Annotated in this window: 10 protein-coding genes and 1 tRNA gene; 9 read left to right on the top strand and 2 right to left on the bottom strand. The window is 57.2% G+C overall.

Features of this window, described 5'->3' with window-relative positions; all coding sequences use genetic code 11:
• Positions 1-88 precede the first annotated feature (88 nt).
• The 6 genes from KR51_RS03435 to KR51_RS03455 all read left to right on the top strand — a co-directional run bounded on the left by KR51_RS03435 (position 89) and on the right by KR51_RS03455 (position 9,093).
• Positions 89-2,350 (top strand): cadherin domain-containing protein, encoded by a 2,262-nt coding sequence (locus KR51_RS03435; protein WP_022604871.1) that lies wholly within the window; start codon positions 89-91, stop codon positions 2,348-2,350.
• 142 nt (positions 2,351-2,492) lie between these two features.
• Positions 2,493-3,233 (top strand): hypothetical protein, encoded by a 741-nt coding sequence (locus tag KR51_RS03440; RefSeq protein ID WP_022604873.1) that lies wholly within the window; start codon positions 2,493-2,495, stop codon positions 3,231-3,233.
• 152 nt (positions 3,234-3,385) lie between these two features.
• Entirely contained in the window at positions 3,386-4,195 is an 810-nt protein-coding gene (locus tag KR51_RS03445; protein ID WP_022604876.1) for a peptidylprolyl isomerase, read from the top strand.
• Positions 4,192-7,245: a peptidase domain-containing ABC transporter gene (locus KR51_RS03450; RefSeq protein WP_022604878.1), complete on the top strand. Its 3,054-nt coding sequence runs from the start codon at positions 4,192-4,194 to the stop codon at positions 7,243-7,245. The genes KR51_RS03445 and KR51_RS03450 overlap by 4 nt, the downstream gene beginning before the upstream one ends.
• 48 nt (positions 7,246-7,293) lie before the next feature.
• The gene (locus tag KR51_RS19160; protein WP_156914952.1) at positions 7,294-7,458 is read left to right on the top strand and encodes a hypothetical protein; all 165 of its coding nucleotides are present in this window, start codon (positions 7,294-7,296) and stop codon (positions 7,456-7,458) included.
• A gap of 54 nt (positions 7,459-7,512) precedes the next feature.
• Positions 7,513-9,093 (top strand): HlyD family efflux transporter periplasmic adaptor subunit, encoded by a 1,581-nt coding sequence (locus KR51_RS03455; RefSeq protein ID WP_022604880.1) that lies wholly within the window; start codon positions 7,513-7,515, stop codon positions 9,091-9,093.
• 588 nt (positions 9,094-9,681) lie between these two features.
• Here the strand turns inward: KR51_RS03455 and psb28 are convergent.
• Positions 9,682-10,020 (bottom strand): photosystem II reaction center protein Psb28, encoded by a 339-nt coding sequence (psb28, locus tag KR51_RS03460; protein ID WP_022604882.1) that lies wholly within the window; start codon positions 10,018-10,020, stop codon positions 9,682-9,684.
• A 190-nt stretch (positions 10,021-10,210) separates the two neighbouring features.
• On the opposite strand from psb28, the gene KR51_RS03465 reads away from it, so the two are divergent.
• From KR51_RS03465 to KR51_RS03475, 3 genes are all read left to right on the top strand, one after another.
• Positions 10,211-11,242, top strand: coding sequence for a glycosyltransferase family 4 protein (locus KR51_RS03465; protein ID WP_198016683.1), 1,032 nt, complete (start codon positions 10,211-10,213; stop codon positions 11,240-11,242).
• Between the two features lie 225 nt (positions 11,243-11,467).
• Positions 11,468-11,908, top strand: a complete 441-nt coding sequence (locus KR51_RS03470) for a PPC domain-containing protein (protein ID WP_022604886.1) — start codon at positions 11,468-11,470, stop codon at positions 11,906-11,908.
• 111 nt (positions 11,909-12,019) lie between these two features.
• Positions 12,020-12,093 (top strand) — tRNA-Asp (locus KR51_RS03475).
• A gap of 482 nt (positions 12,094-12,575) precedes the next feature.
• Here KR51_RS03475 and KR51_RS03480 read toward each other — a convergent pair.
• Positions 12,576-13,040 carry a hypothetical protein gene (locus tag KR51_RS03480; protein ID WP_022604887.1) on the bottom strand — a complete coding sequence of 155 codons (465 nt, stop codon included), beginning with the start codon at positions 13,038-13,040 and terminating at the stop codon, positions 12,576-12,578.
• Positions 13,041-13,318 lie beyond the last annotated feature (278 nt).

The following is a 13,318-nucleotide window of genomic DNA, read 5'->3' on the forward strand; positions in this document are numbered from 1 at the left end:
GTTGCCAAAGCTGCAACTCACCGGATCTCAAACACACACGAGCTATTCGCCAACACCGACGAGGCAATAACGAGGAGGACGAACGAGCATGGCAGAGCTTTTTGCTACCGAAGACGGTCAAATTTTAACCGGCACCCTGGAAAACGATATCCTCGACGCCACGGGGTTTTCAGACAACACCCTGAACGGTCTTGAAGGCGACGACGAGCTATTCGCAGGGACTAACGGCCAACTTTTTGGCAACGAGGGTAATGACTCCCTATTCGGGACAGCCGGTGGCGGCGGTAACAGCCTCGATGGCGGTTCCGGTAACGACTTTTTGTCCTCTAACACGAACGACACGCTCATTGGCGGAACGGGCGACGATACTTTGAGTGCCGGGGGGGGTGGCGATAACTCGCTCACGGGTGGAGAGGACAACGACCTGTTCATCCTGACTTCGGGCGAATTTCCCGCCTCGATCAACTTCATCGAGGATTTCACTCAAGGCGACGATCTCCTGAGCATCGGTGGCACCGATATTGCCAACAGCTATGGCGATCTCACCTTCACCCTGACCGATGACGGTACGCTGATTACCGTTACGGAATTCGACCAAGACATTGCATTATTGCGCGGCTTCTTCGGGCTGTTGCGGGTTAGCGATTTCCTCTTTCCCGACGATGACGAAAACTACCCGCCGACGGTCAGAGACGCCACCTTTGAACTCGATGCCAATAGCCCTAATGGCACGAGTGTCGGCACGCTGTTTGCTGCGGACCCCAATGACACTCCCGACGAAACCTCGTTAACCTTCGATATCACTGCAGGGAATGTCGATGGCGATGGCGATGGCATTACACCCTTTGCGATCGATGCCGAAACGGGCGAAATCACCGTCGCCGATAGCGACGACCTCGATCTCGAGACCTTGCCAACCTTCTCGCTAGAGGTGACGGCGACCGACCCCGACGGGCTGAGCGACACCGGCACTGCGACGGTAGACCTGGTCGAAGACTCCAACGAACCACCGGTCGTTGCAGACGATACCTTCAGCGTGCCCGAAGCCAGTGCAAACGGCACGTTTGTCGGCACGGTTGTTGCCACCGACCCCGACGATGACGCGTTGACCTTCGCGATCGCTAGCGGCAACGTCGACGCAGATGGCGACGGCATCGCTGCCTTTGCGATCGATGAAAGTACGGGCGACATTACGGTTGCTGACAGCGACGACCTGGATTTCGAGACGCGCGATCGCTTCGAATTAGTCGTCAGTGCCACCGACCCTGACGGGCTGAGCGATACCGGCGAGATCGGCATCGATATCACCGACGTTGCCCCTACCGCCAGCCTCGGACCCGACAGCACGATCGACATTTCCGCACCGCCTGGCGAAAGCGCCACCTTCCGCTACACCCTGGAAGGGAACACTGCTCCGAGCGTCTTCGAAATCGGCTTCTTCGACCAGCAAGATAGTGACTTGGGTGGAGTGGTGCCTGGCGATGCTGGCTTCAACGAGATTGCCGCCTTGGAAGACGCCACCACGATCTTCTCGGTATTGGCCGGTGGAGATGCTCTTGAGGTACTGCCTCAACTGCTTTCTGGGTTGGCACGCACGATTCCCGACCATGGCGGGCGCATCAGTTATTACGTAATTGAAGACGCGACGCGCGATGAAGTGTTGGAAACGGGAGATACTGACGGGTTGTCCTTCGGCAGCGATGTGCTCGAGATCGTCACGGCAGACAACGAGACCTTCGACCTCAGCTTCTTCGGTGGCGACTTGCTGGTCACTGCCGATTTGACCGGTGACGTACCCCCGCTGGGAACTAACAGCCAAGGCAACGTTGAAGGCGAGTCGATCGACCTCCGCGGCAGCGGCAACGCAACAGCAACCCTGGGTTTGGGCGGCGTCGACTCATTTGCAGTGTTTGATAACCTTGCCGGTTTGTACGTTGTGGACGACCTGAACGGCACCATTGACGGTCTTGCTCCCGGCCAGGACGGTTACGACGCTGCCGTGCTTGAGCGGGCCTTAGAAGACTCGCTGATGCGCGGGGGCTCGGGCGGCAACACCAGTGCGGCAGAATTCGGCTTGCTGGCCCTTGAAGGAGGAGCAATTTATGCACCTTTCCTTCTGTCGGAAGGCGGCAGCCTCTTCGACTCCAGCAACGGAGGTTCGGTGCTGCCCGACACGAGCGACGGGAACGATCCCGACTTCCCCGTGTACACGCCATTCCTGGCATCCGACGGCGGAATCGACCACCTGCGCGTGCTCGGCGACAACACGTTTGCTTTCGAAGACCAGTCGGGCGGCGGCGATCGCGACTTCAACGACTTCGTTTTCCAGCTCCAGATCGAGGTCGCCTAGCCTCGCCGGGCACCCTACCATTACACTGCGAGCAGTCGGTCAGTCGCGGCCGGCCGCTCGCTTCCACGCAGCTTTATTTACGGGATTTTTAGTAAGCCCATAGCGAACCGTTTGCTCTTTTACGTCTGTCAACACCCGTCTTATGGATGCAGCCACGCTACCGACTTTGCAGACCCAAACAAACGTCAGCGAGCTAGCGATCGCGATCGCCGCCCAATCGCTGACTCCAAGCCTGATAGCGCCGGAATTCCTCACCTCCAGCGGCGTCGTCCCCGGTGACTGGGAATTCGCAAAACCGCCTCAATTTAATCAAACCCAGGGACGACTGACTTACAAAAACGGTCTGGGCGTCGTTGCCCAACCTCGCCTCGTTACCTTCGCTGAAGCCCTGTCCGACAGGCGCGCGCTGGTTGCCCCCGATACCGCGCGCCGCTTCGCCGAGCGGCTGCCGAATGCGGACTATCAAGGTGTCAGCATTGCGCCGAAGACGCTCGTCCCCTTTCCCGACGCGGCCGACGGACCGCGCAACTTCATCGTCGGGCAACTGCTGGCTGCCGGTCCCTGGCAGCAAATCGGTACGAAGCCGCCTCAAGCAGCGGTTAGTTTGGTGTACCAATTCGAGCGCTGCCAACTCAGCCTCACCATTACCGAGGTGCGCCTGCGCCCGCAAAACCAAACCGCCGGCGTTCCAGCCCTTCTGTTCTCCGGCAGCTTCAACTACGCGATCGTGCCCGACAGCCCACCTGGCGAGCGGCTCGCGCAGTTGCAGTCCGCAATTGGTAACTGGCAGGACGACCTAGTGGCGTTTGCAGATCTGGTGCAAGCAAAATTCTTAGGTAAACCCGACAATCCCCTATTTCCTTCGGGAGCCTTGCCAACGTGAGACCGAGGAGTTGGTTCCGGTAAGCCCTCCAGTTAGCAGCAACCGGAAGCTGGCTATTGCACGATCTGACAGACGGAAAGCGAGAGCGTACAATTGCCTAAAGGCAGGCAAAACCCGCCATCACTGCGAGAGAAGCACTTCCGAGATAGCGCATGAGCGTCGTACTCAAGATCGATCGAGAACCCGTCGCCTCCGACCATTTACTGCCGTTGCTGGCCGGATATCAACTCCTTCCCCAGCTAGCGCGCGAGCTGCTGATCGACCGCGCGATCGCATCGGTCGAGTGCCCGCCAGAAGAAGAGCAGCTGGCACGAAAGCAGTTTTTCGAGCGCAACCAACTGAGCGATCCACAACAGATCCAGCTCTGGTTAAAGCGCTTTGGGATGACCCAAAATCAACTCGATCGCCTGGCAGTGCGAGCGCAAAAGATCGAAACCTTCAAGCAGCAAACCTGGGGATTGAAGCTCGAATCCTACTTCCTCAAGCGCAAACGCGAACTCGATCAAGTGGTGTACTCGCTGATCCGCATTCGAGATGCCGACCTCGCCAACGAGCTGTACTTTCGCATCCAGGACGGCGAAGCAACATTTGCCGAAGTCGCCCAAGAACACTCCCAGGGCTCCGAAGCCCAAACCGGCGGACTCGTCGGTCCGGTTTATCTCAGCACCCCGCATCGAGCGCTGGCCCAGATTCTAGCCTCCAGCCAACCGGGGCAGCTCTGGCCGCCGCAGCGCATTGAAGAATGGTACGCGATCGTGCGGCTGGAGAAATTGATCCCCGCCCAGCTCGACGATGCCATGCGACGCCGCCTGTTGGACGAATTATTCCGCAAGTGGATTGAAGAGCAGATCCAACAGAAGGTCGCCATCGAAGCGGACGATAGCGACGCGATCGCGTCCCCAGCTGCGAATGCTCCGCCCGCCTCTGCCCATCCGACCTCAGCGGCTGCGCCCTCATCATGAGCTATACCACTACCGATTTTCAAACTTTTTTAGCCTGCCAAGAGCCGTTCACCTGCTTGTCCTCAACGGCCCTGACCGAGCTGTCGGGAAAGCTCAAACCCCTGCGCTATCGCATCGGGCAAGCAATGCTCGTCCGCGATAAATTTCCGGCCCAAATCGCCATCATTTACGAAGGTCAAGCACGATTGCTCGGTTACGATCCGCTCACACAGATGCCCGTAACCCTATCGCGCTTGGAACCCGGCGCGATTGTGGGCTCTGCAGCGATCGGACGCGGACTGCCGTGTGAAACGGCGATTGCCTCGACAGCATCCATCTGCTTGACGATTGCTACTGACGAGTTCCAACACTTTCTCGATCGCTATCCCGAACTCCGCGATGCCTTCGCGCAGCAGTGCAGCTTGGCAGAAGCTTACGACCTGCTCGGTAAAGACTTGGCACGGCAGCCCCAAGGTGGCTTCGACCTGCGAGGAACTGTTCTAGACGCTGCACCCGCCGCTCGCGTTGTTTCGTTGTCGCCGGGTCACACGCGCGTCAGACAGCTATCTGACGACCATCTGTTGCTCGACACGCAGCGCGTGTGGTTGCTGAGCAGCGGAAAGGTTGTCGGCTGTGAAATCGGCGAGCGCCTCCACCTTTCCCAGTCTGATGAATTCGAGGTCCGCGAGCGAGCGGCACGCGCGATCGGTTTCCGCATCGACGATCTGCCGTGGATGAGCGCACCCGTTGCCGATACCGACCCCCCACCCCGCGTTGTTGCCCCCGCCGAGTCCGGTAACGGCAGCAGCATGGTTGCTTTTCCGGCCGATCTCGGCGACATTCCCGAAGCCCCTGCCGACATCACCTCCGGTTCGTCGCCGTGGGATACCGACGCCGACACCGACGACCGCGGTGGCGCCCGCCGCAACGCGATCGTTCGCAGCAAAAGCGATCGGCCGTTGGATACCGCCATGGCGGTTTACGAAATGCTCAGCCGCCACTTCGGATTGCCCTTCCGCCGCGAGGTGATTCGCCGCATCCTCGCCGACCAAATTCAACGAACCGGCAGCTTGTCGATTCCGATGGCAGGTGCCGTGGCCGAGTTGATGGGACTTAAAGCACAGCTTGTAAACGTCCCGGTCAAAGCCGTCTCGCGTCTGACACCGCCCGTTTTGATCCGCTGGCAAGATCAACTGGCCATTTTGTATCGAACGAGCGATCGCGAACTCGTGCTCGGCGTTCCCACACAGGGGCAAGTCCGGATCTCGCCTTCGGAATTTGCCGACAGCTGGGGCGAAGGCGGTCAGGTTCTCTTGCTAGAAGCGACGAAGGAAACCCCCCAGCAGCGTTTCGGGCTGCAGTGGTTTTGGCCTTCGCTCCAGCGGTATCGCGGCGTATTGATCACGGTCTTCATTGCCTCTTTCTTTGTCCAATTGCTCGGACTGGCCAACCCGCTCATGATTCAGGTGATCATCGATAAGGTGATCGTCCAGAATAGCCTCGATACCCTCAATGTTTTGGGGGTTTTCTTGCTCGTGGTCGGACTCTTTGAAGCCGTCCTGGGTACGATGCGGACCTACCTATTTGTCGATACGACCAACCGCATCGACATGACCTTGGGTTCGGAGATCATCGACCACTTGCTACGCTTGCCCTTGCGCTATTTCGAAAAGCGCCCGGTTGGCGAACTGTCCAGCCGCGTTAACGAGTTGGAGAAGATCCGTCAGTTCCTAACTGGCACGGCGCTAACCGTGGTGTTGGACTCGATCTTCTCGGTGGTGTACATCTTCATCATGGCAGTGTACAGCCTGTTGCTCACCGCCGTATCGCTGTCAACAATTCCGCTTTTCATTGGCGTCACCCTCATTTCGTCGCCGATCATTCGCCGCCAGTTACGCGCGAAAGCCGAGCGCAACGCCGAAACGCAGTCGCACCTGGTTGAAGTTCTCTCGGGCATCCAAACTGTCAAAGCTCAGAACGTCGAGTTGCGGGCGCGCTGGCGCTGGCAGGAACGCTACGCGCGTTACGTTTCAGCCGGCTTCAAGACGGTTATCACCTCAACCCTTGCCGGTTCGGCGAGCAACTTTCTGAACAAATTTTCCGGCTTGATCGTACTTTGGGTCGGCGCGTTCTTGGTCTTGAAACAGGAACTCACCCTCGGTCAGCTGATCGCCTTCCGCATCATTGCCGGTTACGTCACCAGCCCGCTGCTGCGCCTGGCACAGCTATGGCAGAACTTCCAGGAAATTGCACTGTCTTTAGAGCGTCTCAGTGACATTGTCGATACGCCGGAAGAAGCCGAGCAGGATCGCGACAACATTCCCATGCCCCTCGTAACCGGTAACGTATGCTACGAAAGCGTTGCGTTTCGCTTTAAGCCCAACGGGCCGCTGCAGCTCAACAACGTCAGTCTCGATATTCCAGCCGGCAAGTTCGTTGGCATTGTTGGAGAAAGCGGTGCGGGTAAGAGCACGCTGACCAAGCTGCTAGCGCGCCTTTACGAGCCAGAAAGCGGTCGGATCTTGCTTGACAACTACGACATTGCCAAAGTCGAGCTGTATTCGTTGCGCCGCCAAATTGGCGTCGTACCGCAAGAAACCTTGCTCTTCGACGGCACGGTCCAGGAAAACATCGCGCTCACTAACCCCGACGCTACTACCGAGGAGATTATCAACGCTGCCGAAGTTGCCGCCGCCCACGAGTTCATCATGGGATTGCCCAGCGGCTACAACACGCGCGTCGGCGAGCGCGGTTCGGCACTCTCGGGCGGCCAGCGCCAGCGGATCGCGATCGCGCGCTCGGTTCTTCAGCGGCCCCAGATGCTGGTGCTCGACGAGGCAACCAGTGCCTTGGATTACAACACGGAACGTCAGGTCTGCATCAATCTCGCCGAGGAATTCGGCGATCGCACGGTGTTCTTCATTACGCACCGCTTGAGCACGATCAAAAATGCGGACGTTATCCTGATGATGGACGCCGGTCGGGTTGTCGAGCAAGGCACCCACGACGAGCTCATGGAGATGCAAGGTCGCTACTTCTACCTCTACCAGCAGCAGGAGTCCAAAGTTTAGGTCTTGATTCGAGTCGCGACAGACTGCGCTCGAGCTCGGTCTTCGCGAGTGGCGATTGCACTGCCGAACCGCCCCACAGTAATCGAGATCGAGTCAATTGGTTGGCGCATGACCATGCGGGCAGTTCGTCCCAGCGAACTTGTCGCGATTATTGCAAATTTTCCCGAATTTGATGCCGAGCATTTGAACTCTTGCCCGCATCCGATTCTTTAAAAATATCTAGGGCAACACTCAGACAGCAATCGGAAGCACCAAGGAGATTTCCCCATGTCCAAAGGCACCGAAGAACGCGAACGGCAGGATCTTTTGCCTGGAGGCGGCGAACAACCTCAGCAAGCCGGCGGCTCCGCCGGTACGATCGTACCGAGCGGGCAGTCAACGCTGACCTTGGCCAATCAAACTTTCGATCAGTCGGTCGTGTTGCGCCAGTCGCCGATCTGGCCGCGTGCCCTGACTTGGACGATATTGGGCGTCATTTCCTTTGCCGTCGTATGGTCCTACTTTGCCCGCATCGAGCAGGTGGTGCAGGCAACCGGTCAGCTCAAACCGGTAGGCAAGGTCAAAGAGATTCAAGCTCCTGTCGAAGGTCTGATTCGCGAGGTGAACTTCGACGATGGCGAGACGGTTGAAGCCGGCGACATTTTGGTTGCTTATGATTCGGACATAGCCACTAAACAACTCGCTTCCCGGACGAGCATCCAGCGATCGCTCAATAACGAGAACAGTTTCTACCGACAGCTCATGGCGAGCGAGACCGTGTCTCCGGTCGAACTCGAAACCGCGATCGCGCGCTTGGAGCTCCCGCAAGAAGTGGCGTTCCTCGCCCGCAACCGCACGGCGTTGCTGGCGGAGAACCAGCTATATCGCAATATCTTAGCCGGACGGCTCGACCGCAGCATGAGCCGGGAAGAATTCGGTCGCTTGGAAGCGTCGCTCCAGGAGTCTGCATCACGGGTGGCAGCCGCACGCCTGGAAGTTGAGGAGCTGCAGAAGCAATTAGCTCAGGTTAACGTCCGTTTAGAAGACGCCCGACAGCAGTTGCAAACGGAGGAAGAGATCCTCGATGAGTTGAGTCCGCTGCTTGCAGAGGGTGCCGTCGCCCGCCTTCAGGTTACGCGCCAGCGGCAGCAAATGCAGGAACGCGCCAGCCAAGTCGGGCAACTGGTAGAGGAAAAGTTGCGACTCGATTTTGCCATCCGGCAGGCTGGGCAGGAAGCGCAGAATGCTATCTCGATCTCTCGCAAGGATGTCTACGATCGCATCGGCGAGAACATCAAGCAGATCGCGCAAATCGACAGCCAGTTGAACAAATCGATCGTTGAAAACGACAAGCGACTGGCTGAGATCGCTAGCGAGATCGGTCAAATCGAGCAGCAGCTGGACTATCAAGAAGTCCGAGCACCGATTTCTGGCACCGTGTTCGATATGCAAGCCTACCCCGGGTTCGTGGCGAGTCCGAGCGAAGTGTTGCTCAAAATCGTTCCCGACGACGAGCTCGTGGCTGAGGTCTTCATTACCAACCAAGACATCGGCTTTGTTGAACCGGGTCAAACCGTTGACGTTCGTATCGACACCTACTCGTTTAGCGAGTATGGCGACATCAAAGGCACGGTCATTTGGATCGGGCACGATGCGCTCGAGCCGGATGAAATTTACAACTTCTACCGCTTCCCTGCCAAGGTCGAGCTGGACGCTCAAGAACTCCGTCTCAAAGAACGCGAAATTGAACTTGGATCGGGCTTGGCAGTCAATACTAACATCAAGATCCGCGAAAACCGACGCGTCATCAGCTTGTTCCTCGAACGCTTCACCACATCAGTGATCGAGCCGCTCAAGAGTACGGACTAATCCCCTGCAATTTCCCAGAGTTCCACAGCGGCTTTTCTCTTAATTCAACAGTTGCTCGAACAAGTGCTTACCCGCGGGGTGACATGCAGGCACCCTTGCGCAGTTGTGTTCGGGAACTGAGGTTCTGATTCAATTGATTAGGCGCTGTTGCCATAGCAATATATATTTAGGGCTTGCTGAAAAAGGCTGGAAACCCTGCAATGAAAGGATCTCAGCGTTTTCTATGCCAGAAAAGTGCAAGGTTATAGGCACCAGAGCCTCAAAACCCTTGCACTTGGGCCGAGAATCCGAGGCAAAAAGCTGGGGATAGATGGTAAATGCCAGATTCCATAAGCTCTCTGCCTCCTAAATTCGTTTTGTGGACTTTTTCAGCAAACCCTATTTATACATTGCTGCAACTGACTTGCAAGCGAAAATTCAGGCCAGGCGGATTGCACCTTGCTGCAGATCGCCCGAGTTAACTTCCCAGTTCCGCACGCTTCAAAATGCCCAAGACGCCGACGGCCGAGCGCATTCGGGACCGAACCGGGACGTAATTGGCAAGCGGCTTTCCACCGAAGCAATGACATCCCGCGCTCTCTCGGCAAATCAGGTGGCAGAACTGAACCCGAGTCCGTTCTGGGCAGCATAGCGCTCCATAAAGCGCATAAACCGATCCCACTCTTCCTGGGAGCGCATGTATAGAATGGCTTCCACCGCGCGGGCCTGACCGTTGCGGAACTTGCCTTTCACTTCCAGGGTGGAGATTTCACCTTCTTCGTCCACCAGGTACATGCCAGTGATCTCATCGGAATATTCGCTGCTGAGCACCTGCGGGTCCTCGAAGCGAAAGGTTGCCGTGCCACTGCTACCGTCGCGCGATCGCGTCAGCCGCACGTCAGGCACTGTCTCCTCGTTAATGCCGCGCGTGAACTGAATGTTAGCCATGATTGTTAGCCGTGATATAGTTCTTTTGCTCTGACGATCCATCCATCTTCTCATAGCGCGATTGCGGACGAAACCTACTGCCGAATGGGGATGTAGGGAAAGCCCTTTCGCCCGCTGGGTTTCTATCACTGCCGTGTCGCACCCGCTCCTCATCAACTGCGCGTTCCTTAACGCCCGCCCGACCGGCTTGATGACCTATGCCACCAATCTCCTGCCTTACCTGCATGCACCTGGGTTGCAGCCGCCCCTTTGCTTAAGCGCGCGCGATCTCGCTGACGTGACATGCTATTCCGTTCCAGGCAACATGAGCGCTGATGACGGTTCGCAGGGACATTTTCGGCGCTTGTTGTGGACGCAATGGCAGCTACCGCAGCTATATCGCCGCCTGCAGGCGGACCTGCTGTTCTCGCCCATTCCCGAGGCCCCGTTGGCAAGTCGCTGTCGTTTTATCGTTACCCTCCACGATTTGATCCCGCTTCGCTACCCGGTCAGCCGATCGCCGTTGTCGTTCTACTGCCGTTACTACGTCCCCCGCGTCCTCAGCAGCGCGCTGCACGTTCTCTGCGACTCCGAGGCAACTGCTCGCGATGCTACCGATCGCTTGGGCATTCCTGCAGCCAAGACGACTGTCATTCCTCTAGCCTGCGATCGCGAGCGTTTCCGACCTCTCGCTATAGAACCGGGTAATTTTTTCCTCCACCTCGGTCGCCACGATCCTCACAAGAACCTGGCGCGGGTGTTGCGCGCCTTTGCCGCCCTACCGCGATCGTCGGCTTCGGATCCGGAGTTGTGGCTGGCGGGGTCTGGCGATCGCCGTCATACGCCGGTGCTGAAGGCATTGGCGGACGAGTTGGGCATTGCAACGCGGGTACGCTGGCTCGACTACGTAGGTGCCGACGAGTTGCCCGTCCTGCTCAACCAAGCGATCGCCTTAGTGTTTCCAAGCCTGTGGGAAGGATTTGGATTGCCCGTTCTCGAAGCAATGGCCTGCGGTACGCCCGTTATCACCTCCAATTGCTCGTCGCTACCGGAAGCGGCTGGCGATGCTGCACTGCTTGTCGATCCGCTATCGGTTGACGAACTCAGCGCTGCATTGCAGACAATCGCCTCAGATCGCTCGGTGCAACAACAGTTGCGCGTACGCGGGCTGCAGCGGGCGGCGCAATTCAGCTGGGAGCGGACCGGACGCGAGACTTCAGCCTTGCTGGCACATTGGCTTTGAACGGTTAACCCAACCCGACCGCCGAGCGGCGGTAGAAGTATGCTTCGGTCAATGAACTAAGCTGCGGTTGATTGTGCGCCTGAAGCAATGGAACTCGCACTGAATTCGTGTTTTGTTGCGCGAGCTAGCAGCACGCCTGGCGACCGAATTGAGACATAATGATACGAGCTTGCGCGCTGCAGAGAGCGTGCCTGCCGAGTCCAACCTTAGTCCACGAGAGAATCGATGAATCGTTTTGCGCGTAACTGGCTGATGTTGTTTGGAGCGACCGGGCTGCTGCTCGGCTCGGGTCCGAGTCATGCCGAACAGCTGTACAACCCGATCGAAATTTCAGACGAGCCAGAAGTGGTGGATCGACTGACTGCAGACGATATTCCTACGGGCGATGGCGGTTTTGCCCGCGATTATTTGGTTTCATTCGAGCGAGGCAACCAAGTTTCGATCGACGTGGTTTCTGAGGACTTCGACACGGTCATCGTCTTAATTGCCAGGGACGGCACAACCATCGCTCAGAATGACGACGGTCCCGATGGCACGACCAATTCACTACTGTTTACGCGCATTGACGAATCCGGGGAGTATATCGTGCGCGTGCGGGCATTTGGCGAAACGGGTGGCGGCGAGTTTACGCTGCGGGTCGTACGTCTTGTGCCCGTCCAAGACTGACCGCAGGGACGCTCAACCCCACTCACTTGAGCAGCGGACGACGCAGTCTTAAGAGCACGTTGACAAACACGGATTCGGTCGTTACGATAGAATCCGGCTCAAAAACAACATGGGGCTGTAGCTCAGTTGGTTAGAGTGCCTGCCTGTCACGCAGGAGGTCGCGGGTTCGAGCCCCGTCAGCCCCGTTTTAATAAGCTTGTAACTAGTTCCTTGAGCTTGTTGCTATCTATCAAGAGCCTTAAATAACCCGCGTACCCTTCTCGGCACGCGGGTTATTTGCAGTATCGCAGGTAAATTGCTGCATTAAATTGAATGCTGCGTCGATTGTCCTACTCTAGTCTGGATTATTCATGAACTCTTATGTGGAGACCCTAAACCTTTTGGCGTGCGAGGCTGGCAGGCTTTTTCGCTCAATGACAGTGGGTTTCTATACACCTAGATTGGAGCCGAGTCAGAGCAAGGGTTTGAGGCTTCGTCAAAATCTTCGTAAATAATCCAGGCTAGATGCCTACATCTCTAGGTGCTTAAACTTGCGGCAACATGCATCAAGACCCGCCGATAGCTTGCAAGGATACTCCCGTGCGAGTCTGGTGACGAGTATTTGATTTTAGTGCTGGTTGATACTTACGTGCCACCGATGCGATTGCTTGCACCGAGTGCGATCGCTCTACAGCACTTGGTGCGTGTACGAATGCTGCTTGACATTGTCTTCTGCGCTTACAACCCGCTCGGCATTGAGCACGCGCTTGCGCTCGGTGGAATAATTGAAGTCGGAGCGGGTCGTGCCCAGCGGTATGTGCTGGCTGGCATCGGGATTGCGCTTGTAGGTGCGAGCGGCGGCTACGGCACGGGTAGCGAAATCGCTACCGAAGCTGGCATTGCTTGGAAAGTCTGCAGGTACCTGCAGCGTACCGTCGGCGAATACGGCCCCCAGCGTCGTCCCCACCGCGAGGCGGTAGGACGTAGGAACGCCCGCTGCGATCGCTTCTAGGGCAGCTGAAGGAATTGGCTCGATCGCTTCGACTTGTTCTACCTCGCCGTCGGCTTTGACGAAACAGGTTGCCAATCCAAAAACGCAGTAGTCCTCAGCAGAGATGTCGGGGGCGTTGGGGAATAATGTTGGTGCAGTCATTGCGATTGGTAGTTTCAGATTGTATTGACAGTATTTTCTTACAAGTTTCAGTTCTTATCGGTTTCGACGGCTCCGATCGCTGCTGGAACTCGCCAGGATGCTAACATCGCTAGACGTACAAACAGGATTGCGACCCCTGAACGCGCGAGCCGCTGTGATGGTTTGGTGAATCGTCAGAGCACTTCAGTTGAAAGTTTGAGCGTTGCTTTAGTCTGAGGTTCTGCCCGGTCGATATCCTGCCAATACGATCGACATCTGGGAAAACGCCTGGATGCGGC

Source organism: Rubidibacter lacunae KORDI 51-2 (assembly GCF_000473895.1).
Taxonomy (GTDB): domain Bacteria; phylum Cyanobacteriota; class Cyanobacteriia; order Cyanobacteriales; family Rubidibacteraceae; genus Rubidibacter; species Rubidibacter lacunae.